Here is a 17184-nt window from a genome sequence, read left to right on the forward strand (position 1 = left end):
CGATGCGCCGCCTCCTGCCCCTCCTGCTTCTGCTGCTGTTGCCCCTTTTCGTCCAGGCTGTCGAAGCACCGCGGCCGAAAATCGGCCTGGTACTGTCCGGTGGCGCGGCGCGGGGACTGGCCCACATCGGTGTGCTCAAGGCCTTGGAAGAGCAAGGCATCAAGATCGATGCCATTGCCGGCACCAGCATGGGCGCGGTGATCGGCGGGCTGTACGCCTCGGGCTACAAGATCGACGAACTGGAAAAACTCGCCCTGGGCATCGACTGGCAACAGGCCTTGTCGGACGCGCCGCCGCGCAAGGACGTGCCGTTCCGGCGCAAACAGGATGACCGGGATTTTCTCGTGAAGCAAAAACTGAGCTTTCGGGACGACGGCAGCCTCGGCCTGCCCTTGGGGGTGATCCAGGGCCAGAACCTGGCCCTGCTGCTCGAAAGCCTGCTGGCCCATGCCAGCGATACGCGTGACTTCGACAAACTGCCGATCCCGTTTCGCGCCGTCGCCACTGACATCGCCACCGGCGAAAAGGTGGTGTTCCGCAAAGGCCACCTGCCCAAGGTCATTCGCGCCAGCATGTCGATCCCGGCGGTGTTCGCCCCGGTGGAACTGGACGGCCGGCTGCTGGTGGACGGTGGCATGGCCGATAACATCCCGTTGGATGTGGCCCGGGAAATGGGCGTGGACATGGCCATTGTGGTCGACATCGGCACGCCGCTGCGCACCCGCAAGCAACTGGTCACGGTGGTCGATGTGCTGAACCAATCGACCACCCTGATGACCCGGCGCAACTCTGAAGAGCAACTGGCGACCCTGAAAAAAGACGACGTATTGATCCAGCCGGCCCTGGCGAGCTTCGGCTCTACCGACTTCGGCCGTGCCCAGGAAATGATCGACGCCGGCTACCGCGCCACCCGCATATTCGACGCCCGCCTGGCCCCGCTACGCCCGCTCGAGGCACCCGATGCCGAACTCATGGCCGCGCGTACTCCCAGCGAGCGCACGCCGGTCATTACCGCCATTCGCGTGGAGAACGACTCGAAAGTCGGCGATGACGTGATTCGCTATTACATTCGCCAGCAGATTGGCGAGCCGCTGGACCTGGGTCGCCTGCAGACCGACATGGGTACGCTGTACGGCCTGGATTACTTCGAGCAGGTGCAATACCGCGTGGTTCACAAAGGCCAGGACCGTACGCTGGTGATCAGCGCCCGGGGCCGACGGACCGGCACCGATTATCTGCGGTTGGGGCTGAGCCTGTCGGACGACATGCGCGGCGACAGCGCTTTCAACCTGGGAGCCAGTTATCGGGTCAACGGCATCAATCGCCTGGGTGCCGAATGGCTGACCCGGGCGCAGATCGGCGACAAGCAGGAGTTGTACAGCGAGTTCTACCAGCCATTGGATGTCGGCTCGCGCTACTTCATCGCCCCCTACGGGCAATTCGAATCGCGCAATGTGGAGTCCATCCTGGACAACGACCCGGTGGCCCAGTATCGCGTCGAGCGCTATGGCTTCGGGCTGAACGTGGGCCGCCAGATTGGCAACAGTGGTGAAATTCGCTTCGGTGTCGGCCAAGCCTGGGGCAAGGCCGATGTGCGCATCGGCGACCACGACCAGCCCAGCGAGAATTTCAACGAGGGTTTCTACGAGCTCAAGTATTCGTTCGACTCCCTGGACAGTGTGTATTTCCCCCATGAAGGGGAAGACATCGGCTTGAGCTGGCGCCAATACGAACCGGGGCTGGGCTCCGACCAACGTTACCGTCAATGGGAGTTCAAACTGGACAAGGCCCTGAGCAGCGGCCCGGACACTTTCATCCTGGGCGGGCGCTACGGCCGCACCCTGGACACCGCCGAGGTGGTGACGTCCAGCTTTGTGCTCGGTGGCGCGCGGCAATTGTCGGGCTTTCGCGAAGATGGAGTGTCCGGACAGAACATGAGCCTGATGCGTGCCGTGTATTACCGCCGCCTCACACCGCGGGCCTACCTGCCCTTGGACTTCCCGCTGTACATCGGTGGCTCGTTGGAGCGCGGCCGGGCCTGGAACAACGACAACGAGTTCGACAGCGGCTACATCAATGCCGCGAGCATTTTCCTCGGCTTCGATACGCCGCTGGGGCCACTGAATTTCAGCTATGGGTTTAACGACGATGATGAACAGGCGGTTTACCTGAACCTGGGGCAGACGTTTTGAGGGGATAGATGTTTGCCTGGGTGGGATTGCTCGCCTGACAGGCCGCTATCGCGAGCAGGCTCGCTCCCACACTGGATTCGGGATGTAGGCGAAATCTCTATCCACCAAAGATCCCTGTGGGAGCGAGCCTGCTCGCGATAGCGGTGGGTCTGTGCCAGTGATGTTGGCTGTGCTGCCGCCTTCGCGAGCAGGCTCGCTCCCACATTGGATTCTCTGTGTACCAAAGATCCCTGTGGGAGCGGGCTTGCTCGCGATAGCGGTGGGTCTGTGCCAGTGATGTTGGCTGTGCTGCCGCCTTCGCGAGCAGGCTCGCTCCCACATTGGATTCTCTGTGTACCAAAGATCCCTGTGGGAGCGGGCTTGCTCGCGAAGGGGCCCGTTGACTCGACATCCATCAACAGCTTCAGCGAATCCCAGCCAGCAGCACCCGGGCAGTCTCCTTCAGGGGTTCGTCTCCCTCTTCGAGCAACTCTTCAAGCAGGGTCACGGCGGTCTTCAGGTCGCCATCGTCGATGCAGTTCTGGGCCTGTTCCAGCTTGGCCGAATGTTCCGGGGGCTGGGGTTCGAGGGACAGGGTGTCCAGGGAAACAGGTTCAAGGGCCAGTGGCTCAAATTCCAGCGCCTGTTCTTCATCGGCAAAACCATCGAGGAAAGCATCGTCCAGCGATTCGGTTTCCAGCGGCGCTTCCCATTGCAGTTCCGGTTCGTCGAAACCTGAAAGCGACAAACCCTCGGCCGGGTCGTTAGCAAGGGGGGCGACCGGTGTGTTTTCGGTGGAGGTGTCCTGGTCATCGGCAAGGTCCCAACTGGTTTCCATGGACAGCGCATCCAGATCCAGCTCGAACTCATCACGAGGCGCCTGCTCAGGTTCAGGTCCAACTTCAGGAGCCGGTGCCTGGGGTTCTGTCGGAGCCACTATCGGTGCGGTGATCGCGGCAACCTTGGGATAACGCCCACGAATGTCCTCCAGCGTCCCGGCATCGACCCCCTGTCCCAGCAAATGATTTTCCTGGGCCTGGAAACCGATGACATCGCCCTGCCTGCCCAGGACCTCCAGCAGTTTCAGGCCCAGGTCGGTGCGTTCAGGCTCCGCCAGCAACGCCGCGCGCAACAGCCCCGCAGCCTCGGTGAAACGGCCGTAGGTCAGGTAGATCCCGACGCCCTCCAGCACATCACCCAGGGGTGCATCGCCGTTATTGAACGTTGTCGCCGCCTCGGGCGGCTCCGTGTCGGGGATTGAGTCGAAGTTTTCGTCGCCCGCCTCCAGCATCGGTGTGGGGCGCTCGGTCATCGGCTCCAACTCAGCCTGCTGCTGGCGACGCCGGATGAACAGTAACAACGCCAACAACCCCAACAGGGCTACCAACCCGGCCACCCATGTCCAATCGATGCCCTCTGGCTCTGCAACCGGTTCGGTAACGGGGGATACGTCCGGAGCCGGCTCCGACGCAGGCTGCGCCGGTTGTGGTTGCGCAGACGCAACGGGGGCTGGAGCCGTCTCGGCCAGCCGGGCCTGCAATTCGCTGATCTGCTGGCGCTGCCCGGCGAGTTCCGCATCCTGGGCCTGGAGCCGCGCTTGCAGTTCCTCGATGGTCTTTTGTTGTTGCTGATTTTGCAGCACGCTGGCGGCCAGCTGCTCATCGGACGCGGCAGAAGCCTGGCCAGCGGCGGTCGCAGCCGATGTCGGCAACACGGCCGAATCGGGCAACAACAGGCGTTGGCCGATGGAGAGCCGGTCGCTGCCGGGATTCAAGGCCTGGATCCCTTGCACCAGCTCATTGACCGACGCGTTACTGCCAGCGTCATGCAGGCGCTGGGCAATGATCCAGGGGTTGTCTCCCTGCACTACCGTATAGCGCTTGCCCTGTACCGCCGGGGGCTTGATGGCCGGGGTGGCCTGGCTCGGCGCAGGCTGCGCAGCCGTGGAAGGCTCGTCACGCTCCGGCACGATACCCGGTGAGCCCGGAGGGTCGAGCAGCACGGTGTATTCGCGCAGCAGGCGCCCATTGGGCTGATTGAGCTGCACCAGGAAATTAAGGAAAGGTTCCTCCACCGGTTTGATGGAGGTCACTCGAATGAAGCTGCGCTCCCCGCGCAAGACCGGCGTAAAGCGCAGGTTATTGAGAAAGAACACCCGCTCCACACCCGCACGACTGAAATCGTCCGGGCTCGCCAGGCTGGCCGACAGATCACCTTCACTGATCCCGGCCACGTCGACCAGGGCGATATCGGCACGCAACGGCTGGTTCAGGGCGGAATGGAGCGTGATCTCGCCAAGCCCCAGCGCTGACGCCAAGGCCGGAAACCCAAGGGCACCCACGACGATCGACACGTTGACCCAACTGCGCAACGTGGACTGCAAACTTTCAAGCATGGGCATCCCTTTCGATTACCAGAACCAACCTCGGCATAAACGCCCTCAATAGGAACGCTTACTACTGGTTATAGTTCGCTAACCGGCGAATCTCAAAAGTCTGACGCCAGGGATATGCCTCAGGATTTTTCCAGGTTGGCCAGGATCGTGCCATGGACCCGCATGCAGACGCGCATGTCCGCCTCGTCGACACCTTCGAACAGCTCCCGACGCAATTGCGTGGCGATGGTTTCGATTTGCTCGATCAGGGGCAGGGCCGGTGCGCAGAGCACGATTTTCTTGGCCCGCCGGTCTTCTGCCACGGCTTGGCGCTGCACCAGCCCCTGGGTTTCCAGGCTGTCGAGCAAGCGGGCCAGGGTCGGGCCTTCGACCGCGACGCTCTGGGCCAATTCGCGCTGGGTCGGCGCCTGTTCGAAACGGGCCAAGTGTAGCAGCACCAGCCAGCGCGCCTGGGACAGGCCCAGCCCGGCCAGGCGACGGTCCAGTTCGGCACGCCAGCCTCGGGACATCTGCGCCAACTGCATGCCAAAACGGTGTTGATCGGTTAACGGCATAAAAAACTCATCAGATCTGAAATAGAGAAAAACTAATTATTAGTCAGCTAAGCATGAGCTTTGGATTCAAGCAAGGCTGGCCTTGTACTGAATCGTTAAAGGAGCGCAACTCACTGATCAGACTTCAAATTCCGACTGCAACGCAGCCCTGACGCAGTACAGCACACCTTCGGGCACCCGTCCGACAAACAACGCGGCGACTTCGGACACTGGCGGCAACTCGCCTTCGCCATCCAGGAACGCGTCCTGTACTTCGCCCATCAGCTCCTCGGGCAGATCCAGTGCCTGCTCCAGGGATAACTGCTGTTTGCCAATGGCCTCGGCCAGCATCGTGTAGACGTTTTTTTCCGAGCATTGCAATTGCCCGGCGATCTGCACCGGTGTCATGCCGGCCCGAGCCAGGGTGATGAGTTCGTGGCGCACATCGGCCACCGCTTTCGGCGCTTCGGCTTCGCCGCCCAGCACCTGGAGGAAAGCCTCGCCATAACGCTCCAGCTTGCGCGCCCCCACACCGCTGACCCGGGCCATTTCCGCCAGGGAAGTGGGCTGGCTGCGGAGCATTTCCAGCAGCGTGGAGTCGGGGAAGATGACGTACGGCGGTACGCCGTGTTCCTCGGCCAGCTTGCGACGCAAGGCGCGCAAGGCTTCCCATTGATCGCGCTCTTCGCCACGGACCAATTGGCTGGCCTGGCTCTTGCTGCTCTTGACCGCCGTTGCCGGCTTGAGGTCGCGGCGCAGTTCCAGGGTGACCTCGCCCTTGAGCAGGGGCCGGCAGGTTTCGGACAAACGCAAGCCGCCGTAGCCTTCCAGGTCGATGTCCGCCAGGCCGCGGGCCACCAGTTGCCGGAACAATGAACGCCACTCGCCCTCGGTACGGGCCTTGCCCACGCCGAACACCGTCAGGTGCTGGTGGCCGAAGTTGCGGACCTTCTCGTTGTCCTTGCCCAGCAACACGTCCACCAGGTGCCCGACGCCATAACGCTGGCCGGTGCGGAAAATCGCCGACAAGGCCTGGCGGGCCGGTTCGGTGGCGTCCCAGGTTTCCACGCCATCGACACAGTTGTCGCAGTGCCCGCACGGCTGGGGCATGTCTTCGTCAAAATAGGCCAGCAACGTCTGGCGACGGCAGCGGGTTTCCTCGCACAGCGAGAGCATGGCGTCGAGCTTGTGCTGCTCCAGGCGCTTGTGCCGCTCATCGCCTTCGGAGTTCTGCAACATCTGCTTGAGCATCACCACGTCTTGCAGGCCGTAGGCCATCCAGGCATCGGCCGGCAAGCCGTCACGGCCGGCGCGCCCGGTTTCCTGGTAATACGCCTCGAGGGACTTGGGCAGGTCCAGGTGCGCGACAAAACGCACGTTGGGCTTGTCGATGCCCATGCCGAACGCCACGGTGGCCACCATGATCAGGCCTTCCTCGTTGAGGAAACGCTTCTGGTGGTAGGCCCGCAGGTCGTTGGGCAGGCCGGCGTGATACGGCAACGCCGGGAACCCTTGTTCACACAGGAACGCCGCCACTTCGTCGACCTTCTTGCGCGACAGGCAATAGACAATGCCTGCATCGCTGCGGCGCTCGGCGAGGAACGCCAGCAACTGCTTGCGCGGCTGCTCCTTGGGCACGATGCGATAGAAAATATTCGGACGGTCGAAACTCGACAGGAACCGCTCGGCATCCTGCAAATGCAGGCGCTCGACGATTTCCTCGCGGGTGCGCTTGTCGGCGGTGGCGGTCAGGGCGATGCGCGGCACGTCGGGGAACAGTTCCGCCAGTTGCCCCAACTGCAGGTATTCACGCCGGAAGTCATGACCCCACTGGGACACGCAGTGGGCTTCATCGATGGCGAACAGGGCGATTTCCAAGCTCTGCAGGAACGCCAGCATGCGTGGCTGCACCAGGCGTTCCGGGGCCAGGTACAACATCTTCACTTCGCCGCGCTTGATCCGCGTCGCCAGGTCTCGCTGTTGCTCGGCGCTGAGGGTGGAGTTCAGCGCCGCGGCGGCGACACCCAGTTCCTCGAGGGTCGCGACCTGGTCATCCATCAGCGCGATCAGCGGCGAAACCACCACCGCCAGGCCGTTGCGCAGCAGCGCCGGTACCTGGAAGCACAAGGATTTGCCGCCGCCGGTGGGCATGAGCACCAAGGCATCGCCACCGCTGGCCACGCGCTCAATAATGGCACCCTGGCGGCCACGGAAACTGTCGTAGCCGAAGATGTCCTTGAGGACGCGTTGAGCCTGTTCGAGCATAGAAACTCCAAAAATCACCAAAACATCCCTGCAAGGCTGGTTCAGAATCACAAACGCTGCACCGGCAAATCGTAAGTGCGCGTTTCGAACCGGCGGAACGCCGCAGGGCATCGCAAAACGCGGCAGTATACCCGAGGCCTTCGTTGCAAAGGGGGCTGCTGACAGGAGGTGCTAGCGGCAAGTGTTGGACAACACCCAAACCTGTGGCGAGGGAGCTTGCTCCCGCTGGGTGGCGTAGCCGCCCCCAAAAACAGGGCCGCTGCGCGCCCCAGCGGGAGCAAGCTCCCTCGCCACAAACCGCCCTGACTTTGAGTCAAGCCCGGCCAACAACAAGGCAAATCCACCACGCGGCTGGCCTGGGCGCTCAAGAAGGCCTAGAATTCCCGCATTGTTTATTCCCCAAGGTAGCCCGTAATGTCCTTCGCTGAGCAACTGACCCGCCTGCAAGTCTTCCTCGACGCCGATGAGCTGCACGACGAAGCGCTGGACTACGTGGCCGCTCATGGCTACTTGACCGCCCTGTCCATCTGCGCAGAAACCGTGCCGGAGCGTGAGTGGATCGACGCCCTGTTCGCCGAAGAGCCGCACTACAGCGACGAAGCCCAGCGCGCCGAAATCGAAGCCACGCTGATTGGCCTCAAAGCCCACATCGCCCGCCAACTGGCTTCCGATGAAGAATTCGAGCTGCCGTGTGAACTGGACCTGGGCGATGACCCGGACGATTCGGAGCTGCGCGGCTGGTGCATCGGCTTCATGGAAGGCGTGTTCCTGCGCGAAGCTGCCTGGTTCGAAACCGCCGAGGAAGAAGTCAGCGAAATGCTGTTGCCGATCATGGTCGGTTCCGGCCTGTTCGACGAGCAACCGGAGTTTTCCGACATCGCCGCCGACGCGAACCTGATGGACGACATGATCGTCCAGATCCCCGAAGCCCTCACCGCCTTGTACCTGCTGTGCAACGCCCCGGACGAGAAACCGGCGATCCTCAAGCCTCGCCACCACTGAGTGACCGGGTGCCCTCGCCCGTCGGCAACCGTCCGCTGATCCTGCGTTACGCTCTACTGGCCATCGGCTGGTTGAGCGTGGTGCTGGGGGTCATCGGCATCTTTATTCCCGTCCTGCCCACCACCCCCTTCCTGCTGCTGGCCGCGGCCTGCTTCGCTCGCAGTTCACCGCGCTTCTACCAATGGCTGGTAGAGCATCCCCGCCTCGGTCCGTGGATCCGCGACTACCTCAGCGGCAACGGCATCCCGTTCAAGGGCAAGGTCTATGCCATCGGGCTGATGTGGGCCAGCATCCTGTTGTCCTGCTACCTGGTGCCATTGCCATGGGCGCGGGGGTTCATGCTCACCAGCGCGGTGCTGGTGACGGTTTATATTCTCAGGCAGAAAACGCTGCGCAAACCCTGAATATCTAGCGTGGCGAGGGAGCTTGCTCCCGCTGGGTGGCGAAGCCGCCCCAAAACCAAAACACTGCGGTGCAACCGGTAAACCCTGCCGGCAAGTTTGCGACTGCTGCGCAGCCGAGCGGGAGCAAGCTCCCTCGCCACAAGGGTCTGTGTGCATTCAAGTAGCGGTGAGGCATCCCCATTTATCTTCACTAACATGAACAAAACCCGCCACATCCAAACCGGACATGGCGGGTTTTGTCGTTTCAGCTCACCTCACACCGTATCCACCTTCAACGAGTGATCATTCAACATCCCATTGATGATGGTCGCCGTGTCCGCACCGCCGATGATTCCCCCCGCGCCCGGCGTGACGCCGTAGTGACTGGCCAGGTTGACGCCGGCCAGGTCGATGGTCTGGTTCGGCGTGGCGCCGGCAAGGGAGCTGATGTCGATGCTAGTGGTGACCGATGCACCGCTGCCGCTGACGGAGAAATGCAGGTAGTCGTCCAGTGACGCCGCGCTGCCGTTCTCCCCTTGCAGCAGCTGGGACAGGTCGAGCTTGTCGACGCCGGGCGCGAAGTCGGTGATCACGTCGTGGCCGCTGTTGCCCGCCTGCCATTGGAAGGTATCGGCGCCACTGCCGCCGGTCAGGGTGTTGTTGCCCTGGCCGCCGATCAGTAGGTCATCGCCGCCTGCGCCATTGAGCACGTCATGGCCCAACCCGCCGTCGATGCGATTGCTGGCACCGTCGCCGGTGAGGGTGTCGTTGAAGTTCGAGCCCACCAGGTTTTCGATGCCTGCCAACGTATCGGTGCCGGCACCCAAGGTGTTCTGCGCCGCGAGCAGGCCCAGGTTCACCGTGACCGCCGAGGTGGCGTGGGCGTAGCTGGCGGTGTCGTGACCGCTGCCGCCATCGAGCAGGTCATTGCCCACGCCACTGTAAAGCACGTCATCGCCCGCCCCACCCTGCAAGGTGTTGTTGCCCGAACCGGCACTGAGGGTGTCGTTGCCGTCCCCCGCATTGAGGACATCGTCGCCATTGCCGGCCAACAGCACATCGTCGCCACTGGTGCCCGTCAGGGTGTGGCCCGCCTGATAGCTGATGCCGACCGAGGCGCTGTCACTGCCGCCGTGGTTGTCGCTGGCGGTGTAGCTGCCGTGGAAATCCGTTGTCTTGCCCTGCGCCCCGGCATAGTCGACGGTCAGGGTCAGTTGATAGTTTTCCGCAGCGTTGGCGTTGCCGACGCCGGGATTGGCGATGTTGGTGACGTGGATCTGATAATTGCCATCCGCTGCCGCGGTGAAAGACGCGCCGTCATTGATCGCAATGAATGGCCCGCCGTTGAGCGAATACTCCATCGCAATGCGACCGGCCGAGAGGTTGTGGTCCAGGGTGAGGGTTTCGCCCTGCTTGAGGCTGATGTTGAGCCGGTCTTCGTCGTTGGCGTTGTTGTTGTTGTTGGAGACCATTCCCAGGGCACCGCTGACCACCAGCATCGCTGTCATGCTCGCGGTATTGGCGACGAAAGCACTGCGGTTGAGGTTGATCGACTGCACGTTGTTGCCAGCGAAGCTGGCCGTGCCGATGCTGCCGGTAAAGTCCGCGCCCTTGGCGAGCCAACCGGTATTGAAACTGGTGGGCGAAGCCGTGAGCGGATCGCCGTTGGCGTCGCTGTCGTTACCCAGCAGCAATTCACCCGGGATCACGATGTTGCCCGACAGCACGTTGGTGATGACGTTGTCATCGACAGCGATCGGCGGGCTGTTCGGAACGACTTTGATCACCAGGTTGGAGCTTGCCAGGTCACCGTCGTTATCGCTGACGGTGTAGCCGATATTCTCAGTGATCAAGGCATGGGTGACGGTCTGGGAGGTATAGCTGAACGCACCGGTATCGAGGTTGACCACCAGGGTGCCGTCGTGGTCGGTGGCGATACTCAGCGTATTGGTGGCGGTATTGAAGGAACCGTGGTTGAGCCCGCCGCTAGCGGTCAATGCACCGTGACCACCGTTGGCCGCCGGGTCGTAGTTGTACGTGGTGCCATCGACCACCAGGCTTTTGACAAACCCGCCATCGGCGCCGAACGAGCCGCCCTCGCCCAACAGGTTGCCGGTGACCGGTGCACCTTGCACGGTGTCGGCGAGCACCGAGTTGAGCTGGTTCAGGTCAGTGACCACCACCGCGTTGGTGTTGGTGTGGGTGCTGCCGTCGTAGGCCAGCGGGTCGAGGTGGGCATTGCTGACGCCGCTGCCCAGGCCGATGGCGTAGTTCTTGATGCCGTTGGCGTCGAGGAAGGCTTTCCAGGCGGCTTCGTCCGTCGAGCCGATTGCGCCCAAGGTCGGCTTGCCGTCGGAGAAGAAATAGCCAACGTTCTGTGCGCCGGTCAGTTGGCCGGAAGTTGCGAACGCCGTCTGGGCCATGGCCACGGCCGCATCGTAATTGGTGTCACCGTGCGCCGTCAGCGCGGCGATCAGCGTCTTGGCCGTTGCCACGTCTACCCACACGGCGCTCTGGTCGGTGGCGCTGCCGCTGAAGGTCACGAGCTGGACTTTTACATCGCCCATGTCGTCGTATTTGTCGAGCAAGGCGCTGACCGCCTGCTTGGCCAGGTCCATTCGCGAGAGCCCCGACACGCCAGAGGGGTCTTTCATGCTCCCGGAGACGTCGAGCACGATCAGCAGGTTGGAATCGATCTCGGTCGCCGTGACCGAACGCTCGGACGCGACAGCCTTGGGCACGTCATCGACAATACTGACCACCAGGCTGCCGGTGGTGCTGTTGCCCAGGGAGTCCGTGGCCTGGTAGGTGAAGCTTTCACTCAGGGCATTCGGACCGTCGTTGGCGTGGGGCGTGGTCGTGGCTGGCGCCGTCAGGGTGTAGGTGTAGGAACCGTCGGGGTGAAGCGACAGTTGACCGTAGGCACCGGTGGCGTTGCCCACCAGGGTGAAGGTGACGGCGCCGGTGGCTCCGCTGATCGAACCGACCAAGCTGCCGCTGGCGGTTTCACCGGTGGCGCTCGGCTCGCTGCCGGTGACGGTGCCGGGGGCCAGGTCCTGGCCGTCCTGGTTGAGGTCGAGGGCTTGTTCATAGACGATGATGTCGTGGTCGGTTTCGGCGACGAGGCAGCTGTTGTGTACATCAATGGTGACGGTCGTGGTGCTTTCATCGCCATCGGCGTCGCGCACGGTGTAGGTGAAGACATCGGTCGCGCCGGGGGCACCGACAGAGCCAGGGTTGCTGTGGTAGACCGCGTTGCCATTGGCGTCCAGGGTCAGGTAGCCATAGGTGCCGTTGATCTGGGTGTTGAGGCCGCCGATGGCAGGGTTCGAGGTGTCGTTGCCAGCGCGCACGCCGATGACTGCGCCGCCGTCGGCGCCGAGTACGTCGTTGTCCAGCACGTTGCCATTGACCGTCCCGCCCTCCACCACCGAGGCAGCGTCGCAGTGAGCCTTGGGCACGTCGTCGACAATGTCGATGACGATGGTGCTGGTGACGGTGTTACCCAACGAGTCCGTGGCCTGATAGGTGAAGCTTTCACTCAATACGTTCGGGCCATCGTTGGCATTAGGTGTTGTCGTGGCCGGCGTGGTCAGGGTGTAGGTGTAGGAACCGTCGGGCTGAAGCGACAGTTGACCGTAGGCACCGGTGGCGTTGCCCACCAGGGCGAAGGTGACGGCGCCAACAGCGCCGCTGACCGAACCGACAAGGCTGCCGCTGGCGGTCTCGCTGGTGGCGCTCGGAGCGCTGCCGGTGACGGTGCCGGGGGCCAGGTCCTGGCCGTCCTGGTTCAGGTCGAGAGCTTTTTCGTAGACGCTGATTTCCTGGTCCGGTGTGGCGACGAGGCAGCTTTCGTGGACATCGATGGTGATGGTGGTGGTGCTTTCATCGCCATCGGCATCGCGCACGGTGTAGGTGAAGACATCGGTCGCGCCCGGGGCGCTGACGGTGTTCGGGTTGCTGTGGTAGACGGCGTTGCCGTTGGCGTCCAGGGTCAGGTAGCCGTAGGTGCCGTTGATTTGGGTGTTGAGGCCGCCAACGGCCGAGGTCGAGGTGTCGTTGCCGGCGCGCACGCCGATCACGGCACCACTGGCAGCCGGCCCGTCGGCACCACCTTCGTCGTTATTCAGGACATTGCCACTGACCGTCCCGCCCTCATCCACCGAGGCGGAATCAGCATGAGCGGTCGGCAGGTCATCGACGATGTTCACATCGAGGTTGCCGTTGGCCGTGGTGCCGTTGTCATCGGTGGCCACAACCGCGAATTGCTCGCTAACGTTGTTGGCGCCGTTGGCGTTTGGATGGGCTTCATTGTCCAGAAGCGTGTAGCTGTAACTCACTACACCGGTAGCCGCGTTGAAGCCGGTGATGGTCAGGGTGTTGCCCAGCGCAGTCGTGATCGACTGTGGGAAACCGGCCGCTACGCCGCCCGTCACCACGTTGATCCCGCCCACGCTCAGGGTCTGCACACCGTCCAACGCCGTCACGGTGAACGTGCCGCTTTGGGTCAGGGCCGATGCATCCGGGCTGCTGCCATCGCTGAGGTTTTTCTCCTGCAATGACAGCTCGCCGCCTTCGGTGTCGAGGCCAGTGATGATCACCGGGTCGTCGTTGTTGTGGACCTGCAAAACCAGATTCGCGGTACTGGTGTCGCCGTCGGCGTCGGTCAGGGTGTAGGTGAAGGTTTCGCTGCCATTGCCGCCGCCGTGCAAACCCTTGAAGTCGGCGTCGGCGGTGTTGAGGGTGTAGGTGTAGGAACCGTCGGCGTTGAGCACCAGGGTGCCGTAGGTGCCGGTGAACGTGCCGGAGGTGATTGGGCCGGACGCCACAGCGTCCGCGCCTTGGGTGTCGTTGGTCAGCACGCTGCCGGTCAGGGTCAGGTTGGTTTCCGAGGCGGTACCGTTGCTATCGTCCACGGCTTTGGGCAGGTCATCGACGATGTTCACATCGAGGTTGCCGTTGGCGGTGGTGCCGTTGTCATCGGTGGCCACAACCGCGAACTGTTCGCTAACGTTGTTGGCGCCGTTGGCATTTGGATGGGCTTCATTGTCCAGAAGGGTGTAGCTGTAACTCACTACACCGGTAGCCGCGTTGAAGCCGGTGATGGTCAGGGTGTTGCCCAGCGCAGTCGTGATCGACTGTGGGAAACCAGCCGCTACGCCGTTGGTGACGACGTTAATCCCGCCCACGCTCAGGGTCTGCACACCGTCCAACGCCGTCACGGTAAACGTACCGCTTTGGGTCAGGGCCGATGCATCCGGGCTGCTGCCGTCGCTGAGGTTTTTCTCCTGCAACGACAACTCGCCGCCTTCAGTGTCGAGGCCGGTGATGATCACCGGGTCGTCGTTGTTGTGCACTTGCAGCACCAGGTTCGCGGTGCTGGTATCGCCGTCGGCGTCGGTCAGGGTGTAGGTGAAGGTTTCGCTGCCATTGCCGCCGCCGTGCAAACCCTTGAAATCAGCGTCGGCGGTGTTGAGGGTGTAGGTGTAGGAACCGTCGGCGTTGAGCACCAGGGTGCCGTAGGTACCGGTGAACGTGCCGGGAGTGATTGGGCCGGACGCCACAGGGTCCGCGCCTTGGGTGTCGTTGGTCAGCACGCTGCCGGTCAGGGTCAGGTTGGTTTCCGAGGCGGTACCGTTGCTGTCGTCCACGGCTTTGGGCAGGTCATCGACGATGTTCACATCGAGGTTGCCGTTGGCGGTGGTGCCGTTGTCATCGGTGGCCACAACCGCGAATTGCTCGCTAACGCTGTTGGCGCCGTTGGCATTTGGATGGGCTTCATTGTCCAGAAGCGTGTAGCTGTAACTCACTACACCGGTAGCCGCGTTGAAGCCGGTGATGGTCAGGGTGTTGCCCAGCGCAGTCGTGATCGACTGTGGGAAACCGGCCGCTACGCCGCCCGTCACCACGTTGATCCCGCCCACGCTCAGGGTCTGCACACCGTCCAACGCCGTCACGGTGAACGTACCGCTTTGGGTCAGGGCCGATGCATCCGGGCTGCTGCCGTCGCTGAGGTTTTTCTCCTGCAACGACAACTCGCCGCCTTCGGTGTCGAGGCCGGTGATGATCACCGGATCATCGTTGTTGTGCACTTGCAGCACCAGGTTCGCGGTGCTGGTATCGCCGTCGGCGTCGGTCAGGGTGTAGGTGAAGGTTTCGCTGCCATTGCCGCCGCCGTGCAAACCCTTGAAGTCGGCGTCGGCGGTGTTGAGGGTGTAGGTGTAGGAACCGTCGGCGTTGAGCACCAGGGTGCCGTAGGTGCCGGTGAACGTGCCGGAGGTGATTGGGCCGGACGCCACAGCGTCCGCGCCTTGGGTGTCGTTGGTCAGCACGCTGCCGGTCAGGGTCAGGTTGGTTTCCGAGGCGGTACCGTTGCTGTCGTCCACGGCTTTGGGCAGGTCATCGACGATGTTCACATCGAGGTTGCCGTTGGCGGTGGTGCCGTTGTCATCGGTGGCCACAACCGCGAATTGCTCGCTAACGCTGTTGGCGCCGTTGGCATTTGGATGGGCTTCATTGTCCAGAAGGGTGTAGCTGTAACTCACTACACCGGTAGCCGCGTTGAAGCCGGTGATGGTGAGGGTGTTGCCCAGCGCAGTCGTGATCGACTGTGGGAAACCAGCCGCTACGCCGTTGGTGACGACGTTAATCCCGCCCACGCTCAGGGTCTGCACACCGTCCAACGCTGTCACGGTGAAGGTGCCGCTTTGGGTCAGGGCCGATGCATCCGGGCTGCTGCCGTCGCTGAGGTTTTTCTCCTGCAACGACAGCTCGCCGCCTTCGGTGTCGAGGCCGGTGATGATCACCGGGTCGTCGTTGTTGTGCACTTGCAGTACCAGGTTCGCGGTGCTGGTATCGCCGTCGGCGTCGGTCAGGGTGTAGGTGAATGTCTCGGTGCCGCTGCCCCCGCCCTGCAACGCGACGAACTGCGGGTCGCTGGTGTTCAGGGTGTAGGTGTATGTGCCGTTGGGGTTGAGCACCAGGGTGCCGTAGGTGCCGGTGAACGTCCCGCCAATGATCGGTCCGCTGTCAGGGCCAGTGGGGATCCGGTCGGCACCCTGAAGGTCGTTGGGCAATACGTTGCCGGTGAGGCTGACCAAGGTTTCCGACGCCGTGTTGGCGTGGCTGTCATCGATCGCCTGGGGCACGTCATCGGTGATGTTGACGTCCAGGGTGCCAGTGGCCGTGTCGCCGTCGGTGTCGACCGCCACCACTGGGAACTGCTCGGTAATGTTGTTGGCACCGCCGCCGGCAGGATGGGTTTCATTGTCCGTCAGTGTGTAGGTGTAGCTGACCACTCCCGTAGCCGGGTTATAACCGGTGATGGTCAACGTGTTGCCCAGCGCCGACGTAATGGTTTGGGGGAAGCCTGCGGGCACACCGCCGCTGATCACGTTGATGCCGCCGATGCTCAGGCTGTTCAGCCCGTCAGGCGCGGACACCGTGAACGTGCCATTTTGCACCAGCGCCCCCGGATTGCTGGCCGAACCATCGGCCAGATTGGCCTCGTTGGTGGTCAGTTCGCCGCCCTCGACAGTCACACCGTCGAGGGTCACGGGGTTGTCCGGGGTCTCAGGGACGACCGGTGGCACGGTCGCATCGTCGCCCGTGTTATCCGGGTCACCGGCCAGGCGCAGGTCTGGAAACTCAGGAATCCCGTTGAACCCGGCCGTCGGGAAACCGATCAACGGATCGACCTCCCCGCCCACCTCTTCCAGCAACACAAAACTGTGTCCACCCCCTACGCCACCCGGGTTGCCCCCTTCGGGTCCGGCAGCCGTGGCTTCACCGGTCTGCGTCGGGTCGGCACCGGCGGCGATGGCTTGCTGCAGCTTTTGCACATCGGTCAGTTGCGCGTCACTCGGTGCCACCGTGTCGGGCGTGTCGACATGAGGCGCAGGGTTGGCGAGCAGCTGCGGGGTCAGGGTCAGGTTGCTTTCGCGGCCCAGGGTCAACGCCTGGCCGTTTTGCAATTGGACAGCCACGGCCCCTTCGGCACCGGTGACCAAGTGTTCGCCGGCATAAAGCCGATCGCCTTCGACCAGCGGCCGCCGCAGGCCACCAGCCGTTTCCGCGAAAACTTGCCCGACCACTTTGCTGACGATACCGATGAGCGCTGCCATGTGCATTTCCTCCGTTGCCGACCGCAGTCGGCACCTGTTTGGGTGAAGAATCCGTCCTCAGATTGGCGGCCTGCAAAGCTGGAAAATCTGCCAGCTTTCGAGAAGGAGGAACGTGCTGGCAATTCGCCTAAACGACAAAAAACCGTCACCGCTAACCGCCTCATCCATCGCCCTTTCGGCACTTCTTCACATCGCTTAAAAATCTGAATGGAACTTTTATTGACGCCTAAAATCCGTCAGAACCCGCAGATTCAAAGGCTTTCGCTTTGAACAATGTGCCGGTTTTTTACAAGCACATAAGTTTTTTTCGGA

The 17184-nt window shown here is 62.6% G+C and carries 7 protein-coding genes; 3 read left to right on the forward strand and 4 right to left on the reverse strand.

What is annotated here, in order from left to right; genetic code table 11:
• Window positions 1-2 precede the first annotated feature (2 nt).
• Window positions 3-2192: a patatin-like phospholipase family protein gene (locus J3P88_RS22580; protein WP_434571715.1), complete on the forward strand. Its 2190-nt coding sequence runs from the start codon at window positions 3-5 to the stop codon at window positions 2190-2192.
• A 403-nt stretch (window positions 2193-2595) separates the two neighbouring features.
• On the opposite strand, the gene J3P88_RS22585 is transcribed toward J3P88_RS22580, so the two are convergent.
• The 3 genes from J3P88_RS22585 to recQ form a co-directional block, all read right to left on the reverse strand.
• Entirely contained in the window at window positions 2596-4566 is a 1971-nt protein-coding gene (locus tag J3P88_RS22585) for a FimV/HubP family polar landmark protein (protein ID WP_434571716.1), read from the reverse strand.
• A 119-nt stretch (window positions 4567-4685) separates the two neighbouring features.
• Window positions 4686-5120 (reverse strand): MarR family transcriptional regulator, encoded by a 435-nt coding sequence (locus tag J3P88_RS22590; protein ID WP_003199001.1) that lies wholly within the window; start codon window positions 5118-5120, stop codon window positions 4686-4688.
• Between the two features lie 117 nt (window positions 5121-5237).
• Window positions 5238-7364 (reverse strand): DNA helicase RecQ, encoded by a 2127-nt coding sequence (gene recQ / locus J3P88_RS22595; RefSeq protein WP_186704629.1) that lies wholly within the window; start codon window positions 7362-7364, stop codon window positions 5238-5240.
• A gap of 414 nt (window positions 7365-7778) precedes the next feature.
• Between recQ and J3P88_RS22600 the strand changes: the two genes are divergently transcribed.
• Both J3P88_RS22600 and J3P88_RS22605 read left to right on the forward strand, forming a co-directional pair.
• Complete coding sequence (locus J3P88_RS22600; protein ID WP_186704628.1) at window positions 7779-8366, forward strand: YecA family protein; 588 nt, start codon at window positions 7779-7781, stop codon at window positions 8364-8366.
• Window positions 8367-8374: 8 nt separating this feature from the next.
• A complete protein-coding gene (locus J3P88_RS22605; RefSeq protein WP_434571717.1) occupies window positions 8375-8770 on the forward strand; it encodes a YbaN family protein in 396 nt (131 codons plus the stop codon).
• A 254-nt stretch (window positions 8771-9024) separates the two neighbouring features.
• Here J3P88_RS22605 and J3P88_RS22610 read toward each other — a convergent pair whose 3' ends face one another.
• On the reverse strand, window positions 9025-16872 hold the full coding sequence (locus J3P88_RS22610) for a retention module-containing protein (protein ID WP_434571718.1): 7848 nt from the start codon (window positions 16870-16872) through the stop codon (window positions 9025-9027).
• Window positions 16873-17184: the final 312 nt, after the last annotated feature.

Source organism: Pseudomonas sp. Z3-6 (genome assembly GCF_051131985.1).
Lineage (GTDB): Bacteria > Pseudomonadota > Gammaproteobacteria > Pseudomonadales > Pseudomonadaceae > Aquipseudomonas > Aquipseudomonas zanjanensis.

Excerpts from the sequence above, each read along its gene's own strand:
- J3P88_RS22580 (WP_434571715.1), top strand. The coding sequence starts at position 3 with ATGCGCCGCCTCCTGCCCCTCCTGCTTCTGCTGCTGTTGCCCCTTTTC.
- J3P88_RS22585 (WP_434571716.1), bottom strand. The coding sequence starts at position 4,566 with ATGCTTGAAAGTTTGCAGTCCACGTTGCGCAGTTGGGTCAACGTGTCG.
- J3P88_RS22590 (WP_003199001.1), bottom strand. The coding sequence starts at position 5,120 with ATGCCGTTAACCGATCAACACCGTTTTGGCATGCAGTTGGCGCAGATG.
- recQ (WP_186704629.1), bottom strand. The coding sequence starts at position 7,364 with ATGCTCGAACAGGCTCAACGCGTCCTCAAGGACATCTTCGGCTACGAC.
- J3P88_RS22600 (WP_186704628.1), top strand. The coding sequence starts at position 7,779 with ATGTCCTTCGCTGAGCAACTGACCCGCCTGCAAGTCTTCCTCGACGCC.
- J3P88_RS22610 (WP_434571718.1), bottom strand. The coding sequence starts at position 16,872 with ATGGCAGCGCTCATCGGTATCGTCAGCAAAGTGGTCGGGCAAGTTTTC.